This is a genomic window from Mycobacterium sp. NPDC050441 (assembly GCF_040655355.1).
Classification (GTDB): domain Bacteria; phylum Actinomycetota; class Actinomycetes; order Mycobacteriales; family Mycobacteriaceae; genus Mycobacterium.
Genome location: NZ_JBFAJS010000005.1, coordinates 212555 through 229057, shown reverse-complemented (window position 1 = coordinate 229057; position 16503 = coordinate 212555). Strand labels below are relative to the sequence as shown.

The window sequence follows — 16503 nt, the reverse complement described above, 5'->3', positions numbered from 1 at the left end:
TTCCCCGACGCCAGGTCCGTGAATTCGGACAGAGACCCCGGTGCAGGGGCCATTCCGAGCGGAGGTGTTTCAGCGGTGCCAGATTCCCCAGATCAGTCCGACTCCCAGGGCCACGGTCACATCCCGGTTCTGCTCGACCGCTGCGTCGAGTTGCTGGCCCCCGCGCTCACCCGTCGCCACGAGGACGGTACGGACGCGGTGCTGGTGGACGCCACGCTCGGCGCAGGCGGCCACTCCGAACGCTTTCTGACCGACTTTCCGGGTCTGCACGTGATCGGCCTGGACCGTGACCCCAACGCGCTCGGCATCGCCGGTGCCCGCCTGGCTCCGTTCGGCGACCGGATGCGGCCGGTGCGGACCCGCTATGACGGAATCGCCGGAGCGATAACGGAATCCGGCTTCACCCAGATTGACGGTGTGCTGTTCGACCTCGGGGTCTCCTCCATGCAGCTCGATCAGACCGAACGTGGCTTCTCCTACTCCGCGGACGCGCCGCTGGACATGCGGATGGATCCCGACGCGCCGCTGACGGCCGCGGACATCCTCAACACGTACGACGCCAAGTCGATCGCACGGATTCTGCGCGATTTCGGCGAGGAGCGCTTCGCCGGCCGGATAGCCGACAAGGTCGTCAAACGGCGTGCACAGCAACCATTTTCCACAACCCGAGAACTGGTGGAGCTGCTCTACGAGGCGATCCCGGCACCGGCCCGCCGTACCGGGGGACATCCGGGTAAGCGCACCTTCCAGGCGCTGCGCGTCGCGGTCAACGGCGAACTGGAGTCGCTGCGCGCCGCGCTGCCTGCCGCGCTTGCCGCGCTGACCGACGGTGGACGGATCGTGGTGATGTCCTACCAGTCGCTCGAGGACCGGATCGTCAAGCAGGCGTTCGCCGCGGCGACCGCATCGCGGACCCCGCCCGGCCTGCCCATCGAACTGCCCGGCCATGAACCCGAATTCGTCACGTTGACCCGCGGCGCCGAGAAGGCCCGCCAATTTGAGATCGATCGCAATCCGCGTAGCGCTCCGGTGCGGCTGCGGGCACTGGAAAAGGTTGGGGGAGGGGGCAACTCATGAAGGTCAAGCGACCCGAACAGCTGCGCGAGGCAGACCGCAGGCGTCCGGTGCGTCAACCCGCGCGAGGTGGCGGGCGGCGGACCGATCAGGCCCCGCCGCGCAAGCGCCGGCCGGGTTCCGAACAGCGGCCCGCACGTACGGCACCGAGCGCCGGGCCGGTTCAGCGGCCGGGCACCCGTGCGGCCCGGCCCAAGAGCGCCAGCCAGGCAAAAGCGCGGGCGAAGGCTCGTAAAGCCAAGGCTCCCAAGGTTGTCCGTCCGCCACTGCGGGTCCGGTTGCGGGAACGTCTGCTGGTCCGGCTGGCCTCGATCGAGCTGAACCCGCGCGTCCTGGTCGCCCGTGTCCCGTTCGTCGTGTTGGTGATCGCGGCGCTGGGTATGGGACTCGCGGTCACGTTGTGGCTGTCGACCGGTTCGGCCGAGCGGTCCTACCAGTTGGGCCATGCCCGCCAGATCAATCAGGGTCTGCTGCAACAGAAAGAGGCGCTGGAACGCGATGTGCTCGAGGCGCAGGCCGCACCGGCGCTGGCCGAATCTGCCCGCAATCTGGGAATGATCCCGTCGCGCGACACCGCACACCTGGTGCAAGACGCTGCCGGCAACTGGACCGTCGTCGGCACCCCCAAACCGGCCGAAGGGGTGCCACCGCCCCCGTTGAACACCCCGTTGCCCGAGGAGGCCCCGCCGGCCCCGCCCGCGCCCCCGGCCCCCCGTGTGGTCGATCCGCGGGAGTTGACGGTGCGGGCGCCGCGCCCGGGTTCTCCTGCCGTTCCGGGCATTCCGGTTCCGCAGGCCGACGCACCCCACGGTGTGCCCGGCGCCGTACCGCCGGTGCCCGGGCCGGTCCTGCCGGGACCGACCGCGCCGGCACCGGGCGTGCTCGCAGCTCCGGCGCCGGCCCCCTTGGCTGCGCCCGCGCCGGTTGACCCCGCGCAACTCGCACCGCAACAGGTCACCGACCCGACGCATCTGCCGACCGCCGGTGTGCCCACCGCGCCCGGACCCGTCCTGCCGGAACCGGTCGCACCGGCGCCGGCCGCTCCGGCTCCGCCCGCGCAGGCGCTGGCAGCCGCCCCCGGACCCGTCGTTCCGCTGGAGCAGTTCAGCCCACCGGCGGCCCCCGCCGCACACGTCCCGGCCGCCGGCGTCAACGCCCAGGCGCCGGCCGCATGAGCCGCCGCCCGGGCCGCCAGGGCCAGTCGCCCAAGCCGCAGCGGGCCAAGAAGGCCTCACCGGGTCCCGGGCATGAGGCCCGCGACCGCCGTACCAGGGTGGCTGCCGCCGAAACAGGCTTGCGCAGCTCTTCTTTCGTGTTCCGGCATCGCACCGGGAACCTGGTCATGCTCGCGGTGCTGGTGATCGCGGCAGTGCAGCTGTTCACGCTCCAGGTGCCCAGGGCGGCGGGCCTGCGTGCCGAGGCGGCCAGCCAGCTCAAGGTCACCGACGTGAACCCCGCCATGCGGGGCAGCATCGTCGACCGCAACGGCGACAAGCTGGCGTTCACCATCGAGGCCAAGGCGCTGACGTTCCAGCCGGTCCGGGTCCGTAAGCAGCTCGCCGAGGCCAAGGCAAAGTCCAGTGAGGCGCCGGATCCGGATCGCCGGCTCTCGGACATCGCCAAGGAGATCGCCACCCGGCTGGACAACCGGCCGGACGCCAAGACGGTGCTCAAGAAGCTCAGGAGCAACGAGACTTTCGTCTATCTGGCCCGCGCGGTGGATCCCGCGATCGCCAGCGCCATCATGGACAAGTTCCCCGAAGTCGGTTCCGAGCGCCAGGACCTGCGCCAGTACCCGGGAGGCTCGCTGGCCGCGAACATTGTCGGCGGCATCGACTGGGATGGACACGGTCTACTGGGACTTGAGGATTCGCTCGACGCGGTGCTGGCGGGCTCCGACGGTTCGGTCACCTACGACCGCGGCTCGGACGGTGTGGTCATCCCCGGCAGCTACCGCAACCGGCACGACGCGGTCAACGGCTCCAATGTGGAGCTGACCCTCGATGACGACATCCAGTACTACGTCCAGCAGCAGGTGCAGCAGGCCAAGGACGCCTCGGGCGCCAAGAACGTATCGGCCGTCGTGCTCGACGCGAAATCCGGTGAGGTGCTCGCGATGTCGAACGACAACACGTTCGACCCGAGCCAGGACCTCGGTCGGCAGGACAGCCGGCAGATGGGCAACCTGCCGGTGTCCTCACCGTTCGAGCCCGGCTCGGTGAACAAGATCATCACGGCCTCGGCCGCGATCGAGTACGGTCTCGCCAACCCCGACGAGGTGCTGCAGGTGCCCGGCTCGATCGACATGGGCGGCGTCACCGTCCGCGACGCGTGGAACCACGGTGTGATGCCGTACACGATGACCGGTGTGTTCGGGAAGTCGTCCAACGTCGGCACCCTGATGTTGGCCCAGCGCGTCGGTCCGGATCGGTTCTACGACATGGTCCGCCGGTTCGGGCTCGGTCAGCGTACCGGCGTCGGCCTACCCGGTGAGAGCTCGGGTCTGGTGCCGCCCATCGATCAGTGGTCGGGCAGCTCGTTCTCCAACCTGCCCATCGGACAGGGTCTTTCGATGACGCTGCTGCAGATGACCGGGATGTATCAGACGATCGCCAATGACGGGGTCCGCATGCCGCCGCGGATCATCAAGTCCACGATTGCGTCCGATGGCACCCGGACCGATGAGCCACGGCCGGAAGGTGTTCGGGTGGTGACACCGGAGACCGCCCGCACGGTACGCAACATGTTCCGCTCCATCGTGCAGCGTGATCCCATGGGCTATCAGCAGGGCACGGGCCCGCAGGCAGCGGTCGAGGGCTACCAGATCGCCGGTAAGACCGGTACGGCGCAGCAGATCAATCCGGCGTGCGGCTGCTACTACGACGACGTCTACTGGATCACCTTCGCCGGCCTGGCGCCTGCCGATGATCCTCGCTATGTCGTCGGCATCATGATGGACGCACCGCACCGCGCCGCGGACGGCTCGCCGGGATCCTCGGCGGCGCCGCTGTTCCACAACATCGCCTCGTGGCTGCTGCAACGTCACAACGTCCCGCTGTCGGCCGATCCGGGGCCGCGGTTGACCCTGCAGGCGACCTGACCGCGATAGTCGTGGGTGGTGCGGTCGGGGGCCCGCAGATGGGTACTGTGGCATGGCCATGAAGCTGCGTCCCAGCCGTCCCGCCGGCCAATACCTCGTGCCGCTCGCCGAACAGGTCCAAGCGGTATCCGCCACCGGAAATCCCCTGCCGGAACTTCGGGTGACGGGAGTGACCCTGCGCGGTCAGGATGCCCGGCCCGGGGACCTTTTCGCGGCGCTGCCGGGATCGGCGGTCCACGGTGCGCACTATGCCGCCGACGCGGTTGCCGCCGGTGCGGCGGCGGTACTCACCGACGCTGCCGGCGCCGCCGATCTGAGTGAACTCGACGTCCCGGTCCTGGTCCATCCCGACCCTCGTTCGGTGCTGGGTGAGGTGGCGGCCGAGGTGTACGGGCGTCCGTCGGAGCGCCTGACCGTCATCGGGGTGACCGGAACGTCGGGTAAGACCACCACGACGTATCTGGCCGAGGCCGGGCTCCGGGCCGCCGGCCGGGTGGCCGGACTGATCGGCACGGTGGGCGTGCGCATCTCCGGACGTGATCTGCCGAGCGCGCTGACCACTCCCGAGGCGCCGGATCTGCAGGCGTTGCTGGCCGTGATGGTCGAAAGCGGTGTCGACACCGTGGTGATGGAGGTGTCGAGCCATGCGCTGACACTGGGCCGTGTCGACGGGATCGTTTTCGCGCTCGGCGGGTTCACCAACCTGTCGCGCGACCACCTGGATTTCCATCCGACGATGCAGGACTACTTCGAGGCCAAGGCCGGTCTGTTCGATCCCGGTTCGCGCAACCATGCCGCCGCTGCGGTGATCTGCGTCGACGACGATGCGGGTGTGGCGATGGCCGGCCGGGCAGAGAAGGTGACGACGGTCAGCGCCGCGGGCGCGCCGGCGGACTGGCAGGTGCGCAACGTCTCGGCGGTCGGCGTCGGGTCCCAGGAGTTCACCCTCGTCGACCCGGCCGGAGTGGCTCACGAGATTCGGATCGGGCTGACCGGTGCCTACAACGTCGCCAATGCGGCGCTGGCGCTCGCACTGCTGGACGGGGCCGGGGTGTCGCCCGGGCAGGCGGCGCCGGGAATGCGAACGGCGACCGTGCCGGGGCGGCTGCAGCCGATCGACCGCGGACAGCAGTTCCTGGCACTGGTCGATTACGCGCACAAGCCCGGCGCGCTGCAGGCGGTCCTGGAGACGCTCCGTGCGTCGGGACAGGGCCGCATCGGCGTGGTGTTCGGGGCCGGCGGCAACCGGGATACGGGCAAGCGAGCGCCGATGGGACGGGTCGCGGCCGAACTGGCCGATCTCGTCGTCGTCACCGATGACAATCCACGCGACGAGGACCCCGCACTGATCCGCGCGGCGATCATGGCCGGGGCCGCCGAAGCGCAGGCGGGCGCCGAGGTCGTGGAGGTCGCCGACCGGCGGGCGGCGATCGACCGTGCGGTGGCCTGGGCCGGGCCCGGCGACATCGTGCTGATCGCAGGCAAGGGGCACGAGAGCGGCCAGACCGGCGGCGGCCACACCAGGCCGTTCGATGATCGTGAAGAGCTGGCGGCAGCGTTGGAGGCACTCAAGGAAGGGGAGCCGGGCACGTGATCGAGATGACCGTCGCCAGGATCGCCGAGATCGTCGGCGGTGAGTTGGCCGACATCACCCCCGAAGCGGCGGCCGCCACCACCGTCACCGGCACCGTCGAGTTCGATTCCCGCGCCATCGGCCCCGGTGGACTGTTCCTGGCGCTGCCCGGCGCCCGATCCGACGGCCACGACTTCGCCGCGGCAGCGGTCGCGTCCGGGGCCGCCGTGGTGCTGGCCGCACGCCCGGTCGGGGTGCCCGCGATCATCGTGAAGAAGTCCGGTGGTTCCGGTGGTGGCGTCGACGCCTCTTCGGGCGCTTTGGAATTCGACACCGACGGTTCCGGCGCGGCGGTCCTGGCCGCGCTGGCCGAGCTGGCCGCGGCGGTGGCCGCCGAGCTGGTAGCCGGGGGGCTCACGATCATCGGGGTGACGGGATCCTCTGGCAAGACCTCGACCAAGGACCTGCTGGCCGCGGTGCTGGACCCGCTCGGGCAGGTGATCGCGCCGCCGGGTTCGTTCAACAACGAGCTCGGTCATCCGTGGACGGTGCTGCGCGCGACACCCGAGACCGATTACCTGATCCTGGAGATGTCGGCCCGGCATCCCGGCAATATCGCCGCTCTGGCCGCCATCGCCCCGCCGCAGATCGCGGTCGTGCTCAACGTCGGCACCGCGCACCTCGGCGAGTTCGGTTCGCGTGAGGCCATTGCCAGCACCAAATCCGAGTTGCCGCAAGCTGTTCCGGCCTCCGGAGTGGTGATCCTCAACGTCGACGACACCGCGGTCGCGGCCATGGCAGGTAAGACCGCGGCCCGCGTCGTGCGGGTGTCGCGTGAGCCCGGCTCCGAGGTCGACGTGTGGGCCGGCCCGGTGGCCCTCGATGATCTGGCCCGCCCGCGGTTCACGTTGCACGCGGACGGTGGGGAAGTCGAGGTGGCCCTGGCGGTCCACGGCGATCATCAGGTGGGCAATGCGTTGTGCGCGGCGGCGGTCGCGCTGCAGTGCGGTGCCGGCCTGGAACAGGTCGCGACGGCGTTGGCGGGCGCAGGCCCCGTCTCGCGGCACCGGATGCAGGTGGGTACCCGTGCCGACGGTGTGACGGTGATCAACGATGCCTACAACGCGAACCCGGATTCGATGCGTGCCGGGCTGAAAGCGCTGGCGTGGATGGCCCGGCTGGGCCCCGGTGAACCGGCTGGTGAGCTGGGTGGAAAGCGCCGCAGCTGGGCGGTGTTGGGCGAGATGGCCGAACTCGGTGACGACGCCATAACCGAGCACGACGCGATCGGACGGTTCGCGGTGCGCTTAGATGTGTCTCGGTTAATCGTCGTCGGAACCGGGAGGACTATGAACGCCATGCACCACGGCGCGGTGATGGAGGGTTCGTGGGGGTCTGAGTCCACGATGGTCGACGACGCCGATGCTGCGCTGGCCCTGCTGCAGGCTGAGCTGCAGCCTGGGGACGTGGTGCTGGTGAAGGCATCGAACTCGGTGGGGTTGGGTGCGCTGGCCGAAGCGCTGGTTGCGGAACCCGGATCGCCGTCTCCGACGGCAGAAGAAGTTGGGAACGCCGACCGATGAAGCTCATTCTGATTGCCGTCGGTATCGCGCTGACGGTCTCGATCCTGCTCACCCCGGCACTGATCCGGCTGTTCACCAAGCGCGGGCTGGGGCACGAGATCCGTGAGGACGGCCCGGCCAGCCACGCCAAGAAGCGCGGGACGCCGTCGATGGGCGGCGTGGCGATCGTGGCCGGCATCTGGGCGGGCTACCTGGGCACCCATCTGGTCGGGGTGGCGCTGGGCGGTGACGGTCCGTCGGCCTCGGGGCTGTTGGTGCTGGGGCTGGCCACGATGCTCGGACTGGTGGGCTTCGTCGACGACCTGATCAAGCTGCGTCGTTCACGCAATCTGGGCCTGAACAAGACCGCCAAGACCGTCGGCCAGCTGACCGCCGCGGTGTTGTTCGGCGTGCTGGCCCTGCAGTTCCGCAATGGCGACGGTCTGACCCCCGGCAGCCCCGAGTTGTCCTATGTCCGCGAGATCGCCACGGTGACGCTGGCGTCGTGGGTGTTCGTGTTGTTCTGCGTCGTGATCGTCAGTGCCTGGTCGAACGCGGTGAACTTCACCGACGGTCTGGACGGTTTGGCGGCCGGTGCGATGGCGATGGTGACCGCGGCCTACGTCTTGATCACGTTCTGGCAGTACCGCAATGCCTGCGCCACGGCGCCGGGCCTGGGCTGCTACAACGTGCGCGACCCGCTGGACCTGGCGATCATCGCGGCAGCGACCGCGGGCGCGTGCATCGGCTTCCTGTGGTGGAACGCCGCGCCGGCCAAGATCTTCATGGGTGACACCGGTTCGCTGGCCCTGGGCGGCATCATCGCCGGGCTGTCGGTGACGAGCCGCACCGAGATCCTCGCTGTCGTTCTGGGCGCACTGTTCGTGGCCGAGGTGACCTCGGTGGTGGTGCAGATCCTGGCGTTCCGCACCACGGGCCGCCGGGTGTTCCGGATGGCGCCGTTCCATCACCATTTCGAGCTGGTCGGTTGGGCCGAGACCACGGTCATCATCCGGTTCTGGCTGCTGACGGCGATCGCCTGTGGTCTGGGTGTGGCCCTGTTCTACAGCGAGTGGCTCACCGCAGTCGGAGCCTGACGGTGGCGGGCCCATCCGGCGGGCGCGACGGTGACGACGATCTCGCACTGCTGACCCAAGGTGCCCCCGTGTTGGTGACCGGTGCGGGGGTGACCGGACGGGCCGTGCTGGCGGCGCTGGCACCGCTGAACGTGGCTGCGACGCTGTGCGATGACAATGCCGATGCCCTGCGCGTCCTCGCCGAGCAGGGCACTGCCGTCATCGATCCGGCCGGGGCCATCGCCGCCATCGCCGACTACGCGCTGGTGGTGACCAGCCCGGGATTCCCGCCCACAGCTCCCGTGCTGGCCGCGGCGGCCGGGGCCGGGGTACCGATCTGGGGTGATGTGGAGCTGGCCTGGAGGCTGGACGCCGCCGGTGTATACGGCCCGCCCCGGCGCTGGCTGGTCGTCACCGGCACCAATGGCAAGACCACCACCACGTCGATGCTGCACGAGATGCTGCTGGCCGACGGGCGTCGAAGCCTGTTGTGCGGCAACATCGGTGACCCGGTGCTGGCCGTTCTGGACCAGCCCGCGGAGTTGCTGGCCGTCGAGCTCTCCAGTTTTCAGTTGCACTGGGCGCCCTCGCTGCGCCCGGACGCCGGCGTGGTGCTCAACGTCGCCGAGGACCACCTGGACTGGCACGGTTCGATGGCCGGCTACGCCGCCGACAAGGCCCGGGCGCTGGCCGGCCGGGTAGCCGTGGCGGGTCTCGACGATCCGGTGGCCGCCGGTCTGCTGCCGGCCGCCGGGGCGCCGGTCCGGGTCGGATTCCGGCTGGGCGAACCGGCCGCCGGCGAGCTCGGCGTGCGTGCCGGGAAGCTGGTCGACCGCGCGTTCGCCGACGATGTCGAGTTGGCTGATGCCGCGACGATCGGTGTGGCCGGTCCCGTCGGCGTGCTCGATGCGCTGGCGGCCGCGGCGCTGGCCCGTGCCGTCGGGGTGGCGCCGGGTTCGATCGCGACCGCGTTGGCGTCGTTCCAGGTCGGCAGGCACCGTGCCGAGCTGGTCGGGGAGGCCGACGGGGTGCGGTACGTCGACGATTCCAAGGCCACCAATCCGCACGCCGCGCAGGCCTCGATCACCGCATTCGACCGGGTGATCTGGATCGCCGGGGGCTTGCTGAAGGGCGCTTCGGTCGACGAATTGGTGCGTCACGTGGCGAATCGCCTGGTTGCTGTGGTGCTGATCGGGCGGGATCGGCAGATGGTTGCCGATGCGTTATCGCGACACGCCCCGGATGTCCCCGTTGTCGCGGTTGTGACGGGGGAGGATTCTGGGGTGCTTGAGACGAATGAGTCTATTGGTGATCATGTGACTCGTGTGATCGACGTCGGGGACCGTCCGGTCTCCGACGCGGTCATGGCGGCGGTCGTCGATGTCGCCCGCGGGCTGGCCGGCGCGGGTGACACCGTGTTGCTGGCCCCGGCAGGCGCGTCCTTCGATCAGTTCAGCGGCTACGGCCAGCGTGGCGATGCGTTCGCCGGCGCCGTCCGCGCCGCGATCGGGTAGCCGAGGTGGTCGGCATCCTGGCCCGGCTGCGCCGCCGTGACGGTGCCGCGACCGGCGAAACCTCCGATTCAGCCGCGGGCGGATCTTCCGAGGCCGCACCCAGCTCGAACGCCACGGCTCCGCGGACCCGGTTCGGTGCTTGGCTGAGCCGGCCGATGACCTCGTTCCACCTGATCATCGCGGTCACCGCGCTGCTCACCACCCTCGGCCTGATCATGGTGCTCTCGGCATCGGGCGTGTATTCCTACGACTTCGACGGGTCGCCATGGGCGGTGTTCGGCCGCCAGGTGATGTGGACGGTTGTCGGGCTGGTCGCGTTCTACCTGGCCTTGCGGATATCGGTGCGGACCCTGCGCCGGATGGCGTTCCCCGGGTTCGCCTTCACCATCGTGCTGCTGGTCCTGGTGCTCATCCCTGGAATCGGCAAGGTGGCCAACGGTTCTCGCGGCTGGTTCGTCGTTGCCGGATTCTCGATGCAGCCCTCGGAGCTGGCCAAGATCGCCTTCGCGATCTGGGGCGCGCACCTGTTGGCGGCCCGCCGGCTGGAGCGGGCCTCGCTGCGCGAGATGCTGATCCCGTTGGTGCCCGCCGCAGTGATCGCGCTGGCCCTGATCGTCGCCCAGCCCGACCTGGGACAGACCGTCTCGCTGAGCATCATCCTGCTCGGTCTGCTCTGGTACGCGGGCCTCCCGCTGCGGGTGTTCCTGTCTTCCCTGCTGGCCGCGGTGTTGGCGGCCGCGGTCCTGGCGGTCTCCGCGGGCTACCGGTCCGACCGCGTGCAGTCCTGGCTCGACCCGGCGGCCGATGGTCAGGGGATCGGCTATCAGTCCCGCCAGGCCCGGTTCGCCCTGGCCAACGGCGGAATCTTCGGTGACGGGCTGGGTCAGGGCACCGCCAAGTGGAACTATCTGCCCAACGCGCACAACGACTTCATCTTCGCGATCATCGGCGAGGAGCTGGGATTCATCGGCGCCCTGGGCCTGCTGGCGCTGTTCGGGCTGTTCGCCTACACCGGGATGCGTATCGCCCGGCGTTCGGCCGATCCGTTCCTGCGTCTGCTCACGGCGACCACCACACTGTGGGTCGTCGGCCAGATGTTCATCAACGTCGGCTACGTGGTGGGTCTGTTGCCGGTCACCGGGCTGCAGCTGCCACTGATCTCGGCCGGCGGATCTTCGCAAGCCACAACACTTCTGATGATGGGTCTGATCACCAACGCGGCCCGGCACGAACCGGAGGCCGTGGCGGCGCTGCGCGCCGGCCGCGATGACCGGATGACCCGGCTGCTGCGGCTGCCGTTGCCCGAGCCCTATGTCCCCACCCGCCTTGAGGTCGCCCGCAACCGGCTGCACGATCGTCGGAAGCCGCCCTCGCGCGGTGTGGGCAAGCCCGCAGGCAAGACCGGTGCCAAGCCGACCACCGGCAAGCAATCGGGCAGGCAGGCCAAATCCAGACAGGGTGGGGCCAAGCAGGGGCAAGCGGGAGCCAGGCGCCGCACGCCGCACGGCGCCGACCGGTCGGCACGCCGGTCCGGGCGCGCCGCTGGTCAGCAGGCGGCCGCGGGCGGTAAGTCCGCGGTCCGATATCCTGCAGGCCAGCGGAAACAGGGTCAACGGGCCCGGACTTTGGAAGGTCAGCGTTACGGGTGAGTGAGGGTAGAAGCGACCGGGGGATTTCCGTCGTTCTGGCCGGGGGTGGCACGGCAGGTCACGTCGAACCGGCCATGGCGGTGGCCGATGCGCTGCGGGAACTCGATCCGCAGGTCCGGATCACCGCCCTCGGAACCGCCCGCGGTCTGGAAACCCGGTTGGTGCCCCAGCGCGGATATGACCTCGAGCTGATCACTCCGGTGCCGCTGCCACGCAAGCCATCGGCAGATCTTGTGCGGCTGCCGCTGCGCGTGCGCGCCGCGATCCGCCAGACCCGTTCGGTGCTGGCCGGCGTGGAGGCCGACGTGGTGATCGGGTTCGGCGGCTATGTCGCGCTGCCTGCCTACCTCGCGGCCCGTGGTGGCTTCGGCATGCACGGGCGTCGGCGTGCTGTCCCGGTGGTGGTGCACGAGGCCAACGCCAGTGCCGGCCTGGCCAACCGGGTCGGTGCGGTGTCGGCCCGCCGGGTGCTCTCGGCGGTGCCCGAACCCGGTCTGCGCAAGGTCGAGGTGGTCGGGGTGCCGGTGCGCGCGGCGATCACGTCGTTGGACCGTGCGGCGTTGCGCGCCGAGGCCAGGGCATTTTTCGGATTCGCGCCGGATGCCAGGGTGCTGTTGGTGTTCGGCGGTTCGCAGGGGGCGCAGTCGATCAACCGTGCGGTGTCGTCGGCTGCCGAAGCCCTTGGGGCTGCCGGTGTTTCGGTGCTGCATGCGCACGGGCCGAAGAACACCCTTGATCTGCCGCCTGCTGCGTCGGGGACACCGCCGTATGTCGCGGTGCCATATCTGGACCGGATGGATCTGGCATATGCCGCAGCCGATCTGGCGATCTGCCGGTCCGGGGCGATGACGGTTGCCGAGGTGACCGCTGTCGGACTGCCCGCGGTGTACGTCCCGCTGCCGATCGGCAACGGTGAGCAGCGGCTCAACGCCCTGCCGGTGGTTTCGGCCGGTGGCGGCATCGTCGTCGACGATGCCCGGCTCGACGGCGGATTCGTGGCGGATACGGTCGCCGCCCTGATGACCGACGACGCACGGTTGGCGGCGATGACGGCTGCCGCCTCGTTGTCGGGCCATCCCGACGCCGCTCGGAGGGTGGCGCAGGTCGCCCTGGATGTCGCCCGCGCTCAACGAAAGAGGCTGCAGTGAACGGTAATTCACTTCCGGCTGAACTGCAGCGAGTGCACATGGTCGGTATCGGGGGAGCCGGGATGTCGGGCGTGGCCCGGATCCTGCTGGACCGGGGCGGCCTGGTGTCCGGATCGGACGCCAAGGAGTCACGCGGTGTCGTGGCCCTGCGCGCGCGCGGTGCCGAGGTCAGAATCGGTCATGACGCGTCGTCGCTGGACCTGTTGCCGGGCGGGCCGACCGCGGTGGTGACCACCCACGCCGCGATCCCGAAGACCAATCCGGAACTGGTCGAGGCCCGGCGCCGCGGAATCCCGGTGATCCTGCGCCCAGTGGTGCTGGCCAAGCTCATGGCCGGCTACACCACGTTGATGGTGACGGGCACCCACGGCAAGACCACGACCACGTCGATGCTCATCGTGGCGTTGCAGCACAGCGGTTTCGACCCGTCGTTCGCGGTGGGCGGCGAACTGGGCGAGGCGGGCACCAACGCCCATCACGGCAGCGGGACGTGCTTTGTCGCCGAGGCCGACGAGAGTGACGGCTCGCTGCTGGAGTACACCCCGAATGTCGCGGTGGTCACCAACATCGAGGCCGACCACCTGGATTTCTTCGGCAGTGAGCAGGCCTACACCGCGGTGTTCTCCGCATTCGTCGATCGGATCGCGCCGGGCGGCGCGCTCGTGGTCTGCACCGATGATCCGGGGGCGGCTGCGCTCGCCGAACACACTGACTCACTGGGGATCCGGGTGCTGCGCTACGGCAGCATGCCCGCCGGCGATCTGGCCGGCACCTTGCTGAGCTGGGAACAGCAGGGGACCGGGGCGGTCGCACATATCCAGCTCGCCGGTGAGCCGCATCCACGCGCGATCCGGCTCGCGGTGCCCGGCCGGCACATGGCGCTCAACGCGCTCGGTGCACTGCTGGCCGCCATCGAGGTGGGCGCGCCGGCGGAGGCCGTGCTCGACGGGCTGGCCGGATTCGAGGGGGTGCGGCGTCGTTTCGAGCTGGTCGGCACGACGTCCGGTGTCCGGGTCTTTGACGACTATGCGCACCATCCCACCGAGGTCCGGGCCACCCTCGAGGCCGCCAGGACGGTCGTGGACCAGACCGGTGGCCGCGTGATCGTCGCGTTCCAGCCCCACTTGTACTCGCGCACAGCGACTTTCGCGACAGAGTTCGGTGCGGCCCTCAGTGCCGCCGACGAGGTCTTCGTGCTCGACGTATACGGCGCGCGGGAGCAGCCGCTTCCCGGTATCAGCGGTGCCACGGTCGCCGAGCATGTCAGCGCGCCGGTCACCTATGTTCCCGACTTCTCGGCCGTCGCCGCCGCAGTCGCCGCCTCGACCCGCGCCGGTGACGTGGTGCTCACCATGGGTGCCGGTGACGTCACCATGCTGGGCAAGGAAATCGTGACCGAGCTCGGAATCAAGGCGAATCGCAGTGCGCCGGGCAGTTCAACGACGGATTCGCCGTGACCGAAACGGGTCCCGGCGGTCCCGACGAGGCGGCCGAGGAAACCGCTCCGGTGGAATCCGGCCCGGTTCACGAGGAACCCGGCCCGGCTGAGTCCGGCGAGTCGACCGCGGCAGGACCCGATGTGCCGCCCGCGGCAGAAGCCGATGTGCCGCCCGCGGCAGCCGCCGACTATGAAGGCCCCCGCCGCCGCGCCCGCCGCGAGCGCGAGGAGCGCCGGGTTGCGCGGGACCGGGCCGTGGCGATCGAGCATGCCCGCCGAGAGGCCAAGCGCAAGGTGAACGGGCAGCCCTCGGACACCACGGATCCGGTGGCCCGCAGCACTATTCGCGGTCTGAAGGTGCTGCTCTGGTCCGCATTGGCCAGTGTGGTCGCGGTGGCTTTGGGCCTGGTTCTGTACTTCACGCCGGCGATGGCGGCGCGCAATGTGGTGGTCGACGGCGCGGCCGCAGTGCCGCAGGAGCAGGTGCTGGCGGCCGCCGCGGTGGCACCCGGCACGCCGCTGTTGCAGATCGACACGGACGCGGTGGCCGAGCGGGTGGCCATCATCCGGCGTGTCGCCACCGCCCGGGTGCAGCGCGAATATCCGTCGACCCTGCGGATCACGGTGGTCGAGCGGGTGCCGGTGGTGGTCAAGGACTATCCCGACGGTCCCCATCTGTTCGACCGCGACGGAGTCGATTTCGCAACCGAACCGCCGCCGCCGACGTTGCCGTATCTGGACGCCGACAATCCGGGCCCGACCGATCCGGCCACCAAGGCCGCGCTCGAGGTGATGTTGGCACTGCCGCCGGATGTGGTCGCACAGGTGGGCCGCATCGCGGCCCCGTCGGTGGCCTCGATTGCGCTGACGCTGGCCGACGGTCGGGTGGTGGTGTGGGGGACCAACGATCGGACCGACGAGAAGGCGCTGAAGCTTGCCGCCCTGCTGACCCAGCCGGGGCACACGTACGACGTGTCCAGCCCAGATCTGCCGACTGTCAAGTAGTTCGACGGAAAATTGCCGCGCGGCGCGTCGGCGCGCCTGCCGCGATCACCGGCGTTGGCCCCCTACCGTTCTGTTTGCGCGGAACTACTTGACATAACTCTAAGCCTATGGTTGAGGTTGAGAGTTTGCAGGAGGAGGGTTCGGCGGCCATGAACACCCAACCTGGGAGGAAGACGAACCATGACCCCCCCGCATAACTACCTCGCGGTAATCAAGGTGGTTGGTATCGGCGGCGGCGGTGTCAACGCCGTCAACCGGATGATCGAACAGGGCCTCAAGGGCGTCGAGTTCATCGCCATCAATACCGACGCACAGGCACTGCTGATGAGCGACGCTGACGTCAAGCTCGACGTCGGCCGGGACTCGACCCGTGGGCTCGGCGCAGGTGCGGACCCCGAAGTGGGCCGCAAGGCTGCCGAAGATGCCAAGGACGACATCGAGGAGCTGCTGCGCGGCGCCGACATGGTGTTCGTCACCGCCGGTGAGGGCGGCGGCACCGGAACCGGTGGCGCACCCGTCGTCGCGTCGATCGCACGCAAGCTCGGCGCGCTCACCGTCGGTGTCGTGACGCGGCCGTTCTCATTCGAGGGCAAGCGCCGAAGCAACCAGGCGGAGAACGGCATTCAGACGCTGCGTGAGAGCTGCGACACGCTCATCGTGATCCCGAACGACCGGCTGTTGCAGATGGGCGACGCCGCGGTGTCGTTGATGGACGCGTTCCGCAGCGCTGACGAGGTGCTGCTCAACGGCGTCCAGGGCATCACCGATCTGATCACCACGCCCGGTCTGATCAACGTCGACTTCGCCGACGTCAAGGGCGTGATGAGCGGCGCGGGTACGGCGTTGATGGGCATCGGCTCGGCGCGCGGCGACGGCCGGGCGCTCAAGGCCGCCGAGATCGCGATCAACTCGCCACTGCTGGAAGCCTCGATGGAAGGCGCGCAGGGCGTGCTGCTGTCGGTGGCCGGCGGCAGTGACCTCGGCCTGTTCGAGATCAACGAGGCTGCCTCGCTGGTGCAGGACGCGGCTCATCCCGAGGCCAACATCATCTTCGGCACGGTGATCGACGACTCGCTCGGTGACGAGGTGCGGGTCACCGTCATCGCGGCCGGGTTCGACATGGCCGGGCCGAGTCGCAAGCCGGTGGTCAGCCCGAGCGCGGCGCCGACCCAGCCCATCGCCTCGGCCCGCTCCGGCAAGGTGACCACGTCACTGTTCGAACCGACGGATGCGGTGAGCGTCCCGGCACACACCAATGGAGCCACCGTCAGTGTCGGTGGCGACGGAGACGGCGGGATCGCCGACGACGATGTCGACGTGCCGCCGTTCATGCGGCACTGAGCGGGGCCCGGCGGCGGGTTCGG

12 protein-coding genes are annotated in these 16503 nt (G+C 69.6%); all 12 read left to right on the top strand.

Annotation, left to right across the window (positions count from 1 at the left end):
- The first annotated feature begins 75 nt into the window (after positions 1-75).
- Positions 76-1077, top strand: a complete 1002-nt coding sequence (gene rsmH / locus AB0I14_RS16715; RefSeq protein ID WP_358023410.1) for a 16S rRNA (cytosine(1402)-N(4))-methyltransferase RsmH — start codon at positions 76-78, stop codon at positions 1075-1077.
- Positions 1074-2249: a hypothetical protein gene (locus AB0I14_RS16710; protein ID WP_358023407.1), complete on the top strand. Its 1176-nt coding sequence runs from the start codon at positions 1074-1076 to the stop codon at positions 2247-2249. Before rsmH ends, AB0I14_RS16710 begins: the two co-directional genes overlap by 4 nt.
- Positions 2246-4174, top strand: a complete 1929-nt coding sequence (locus AB0I14_RS16705; protein WP_358023404.1) for a penicillin-binding protein 2 — start codon at positions 2246-2248, stop codon at positions 4172-4174. The genes AB0I14_RS16710 and AB0I14_RS16705 overlap by 4 nt, the downstream gene beginning before the upstream one ends.
- Positions 4175-4226: 52 nt before the next feature.
- A complete protein-coding gene (locus AB0I14_RS16700) occupies positions 4227-5768 on the top strand; it encodes a UDP-N-acetylmuramoyl-L-alanyl-D-glutamate--2,6-diaminopimelate ligase (protein ID WP_358023401.1) in 1542 nt (513 codons plus the stop codon).
- Complete coding sequence (gene murF / locus AB0I14_RS16695; protein WP_358023398.1) at positions 5765-7330, top strand: UDP-N-acetylmuramoyl-tripeptide--D-alanyl-D-alanine ligase; 1566 nt, start codon at positions 5765-5767, stop codon at positions 7328-7330. Before AB0I14_RS16700 ends, murF begins: the two co-directional genes overlap by 4 nt.
- On the top strand, positions 7327-8406 hold the full coding sequence (gene mraY / locus AB0I14_RS16690; RefSeq protein WP_358023394.1) for a phospho-N-acetylmuramoyl-pentapeptide-transferase: 1080 nt from the start codon (positions 7327-7329) through the stop codon (positions 8404-8406). The genes murF and mraY overlap by 4 nt, the downstream gene beginning before the upstream one ends.
- 2 nt (positions 8407-8408) lie before the next feature.
- Positions 8409-9899: a UDP-N-acetylmuramoyl-L-alanine--D-glutamate ligase gene (murD, locus tag AB0I14_RS16685; RefSeq protein WP_358023391.1), complete on the top strand. Its 1491-nt coding sequence runs from the start codon at positions 8409-8411 to the stop codon at positions 9897-9899.
- 5 nt (positions 9900-9904) lie between these two features.
- Positions 9905-11548 (top strand): putative lipid II flippase FtsW, encoded by a 1644-nt coding sequence (gene ftsW / locus AB0I14_RS16680; protein WP_358023388.1) that lies wholly within the window; start codon positions 9905-9907, stop codon positions 11546-11548.
- Positions 11545-12696, top strand: a complete 1152-nt coding sequence (murG, locus tag AB0I14_RS16675; protein ID WP_358023385.1) for an undecaprenyldiphospho-muramoylpentapeptide beta-N-acetylglucosaminyltransferase — start codon at positions 11545-11547, stop codon at positions 12694-12696. The genes ftsW and murG overlap by 4 nt, the downstream gene beginning before the upstream one ends.
- Positions 12693-14153 (top strand): UDP-N-acetylmuramate--L-alanine ligase, encoded by a 1461-nt coding sequence (gene murC / locus AB0I14_RS16670; RefSeq protein WP_358023382.1) that lies wholly within the window; start codon positions 12693-12695, stop codon positions 14151-14153. The genes murG and murC overlap by 4 nt, the downstream gene beginning before the upstream one ends.
- A complete protein-coding gene (locus AB0I14_RS16665) occupies positions 14150-15139 on the top strand; it encodes an FtsQ-type POTRA domain-containing protein (RefSeq protein ID WP_358023378.1) in 990 nt (329 codons plus the stop codon). The genes murC and AB0I14_RS16665 overlap by 4 nt, the downstream gene beginning before the upstream one ends.
- A gap of 180 nt (positions 15140-15319) precedes the next feature.
- The gene (gene ftsZ / locus AB0I14_RS16660; protein ID WP_358023374.1) at positions 15320-16480 is read left to right on the top strand and encodes a cell division protein FtsZ; all 1161 of its coding nucleotides are present in this window, start codon (positions 15320-15322) and stop codon (positions 16478-16480) included.
- Positions 16481-16503 lie beyond the last annotated feature (23 nt).

Excerpts from the sequence above, each read along its gene's own strand:
- AB0I14_RS16705 (WP_358023404.1), top strand. The coding sequence starts at position 2,246 with ATGAGCCGCCGCCCGGGCCGCCAGGGCCAGTCGCCCAAGCCGCAGCGG.
- AB0I14_RS16700 (WP_358023401.1), top strand. The coding sequence starts at position 4,227 with ATGGCCATGAAGCTGCGTCCCAGCCGTCCCGCCGGCCAATACCTCGTG.
- ftsZ (WP_358023374.1), top strand. The coding sequence starts at position 15,320 with ATGACCCCCCCGCATAACTACCTCGCGGTAATCAAGGTGGTTGGTATC.
- AB0I14_RS16710 (WP_358023407.1), top strand. The coding sequence starts at position 1,074 with ATGAAGGTCAAGCGACCCGAACAGCTGCGCGAGGCAGACCGCAGGCGT.
- mraY (WP_358023394.1), top strand. The coding sequence starts at position 7,327 with ATGAAGCTCATTCTGATTGCCGTCGGTATCGCGCTGACGGTCTCGATC.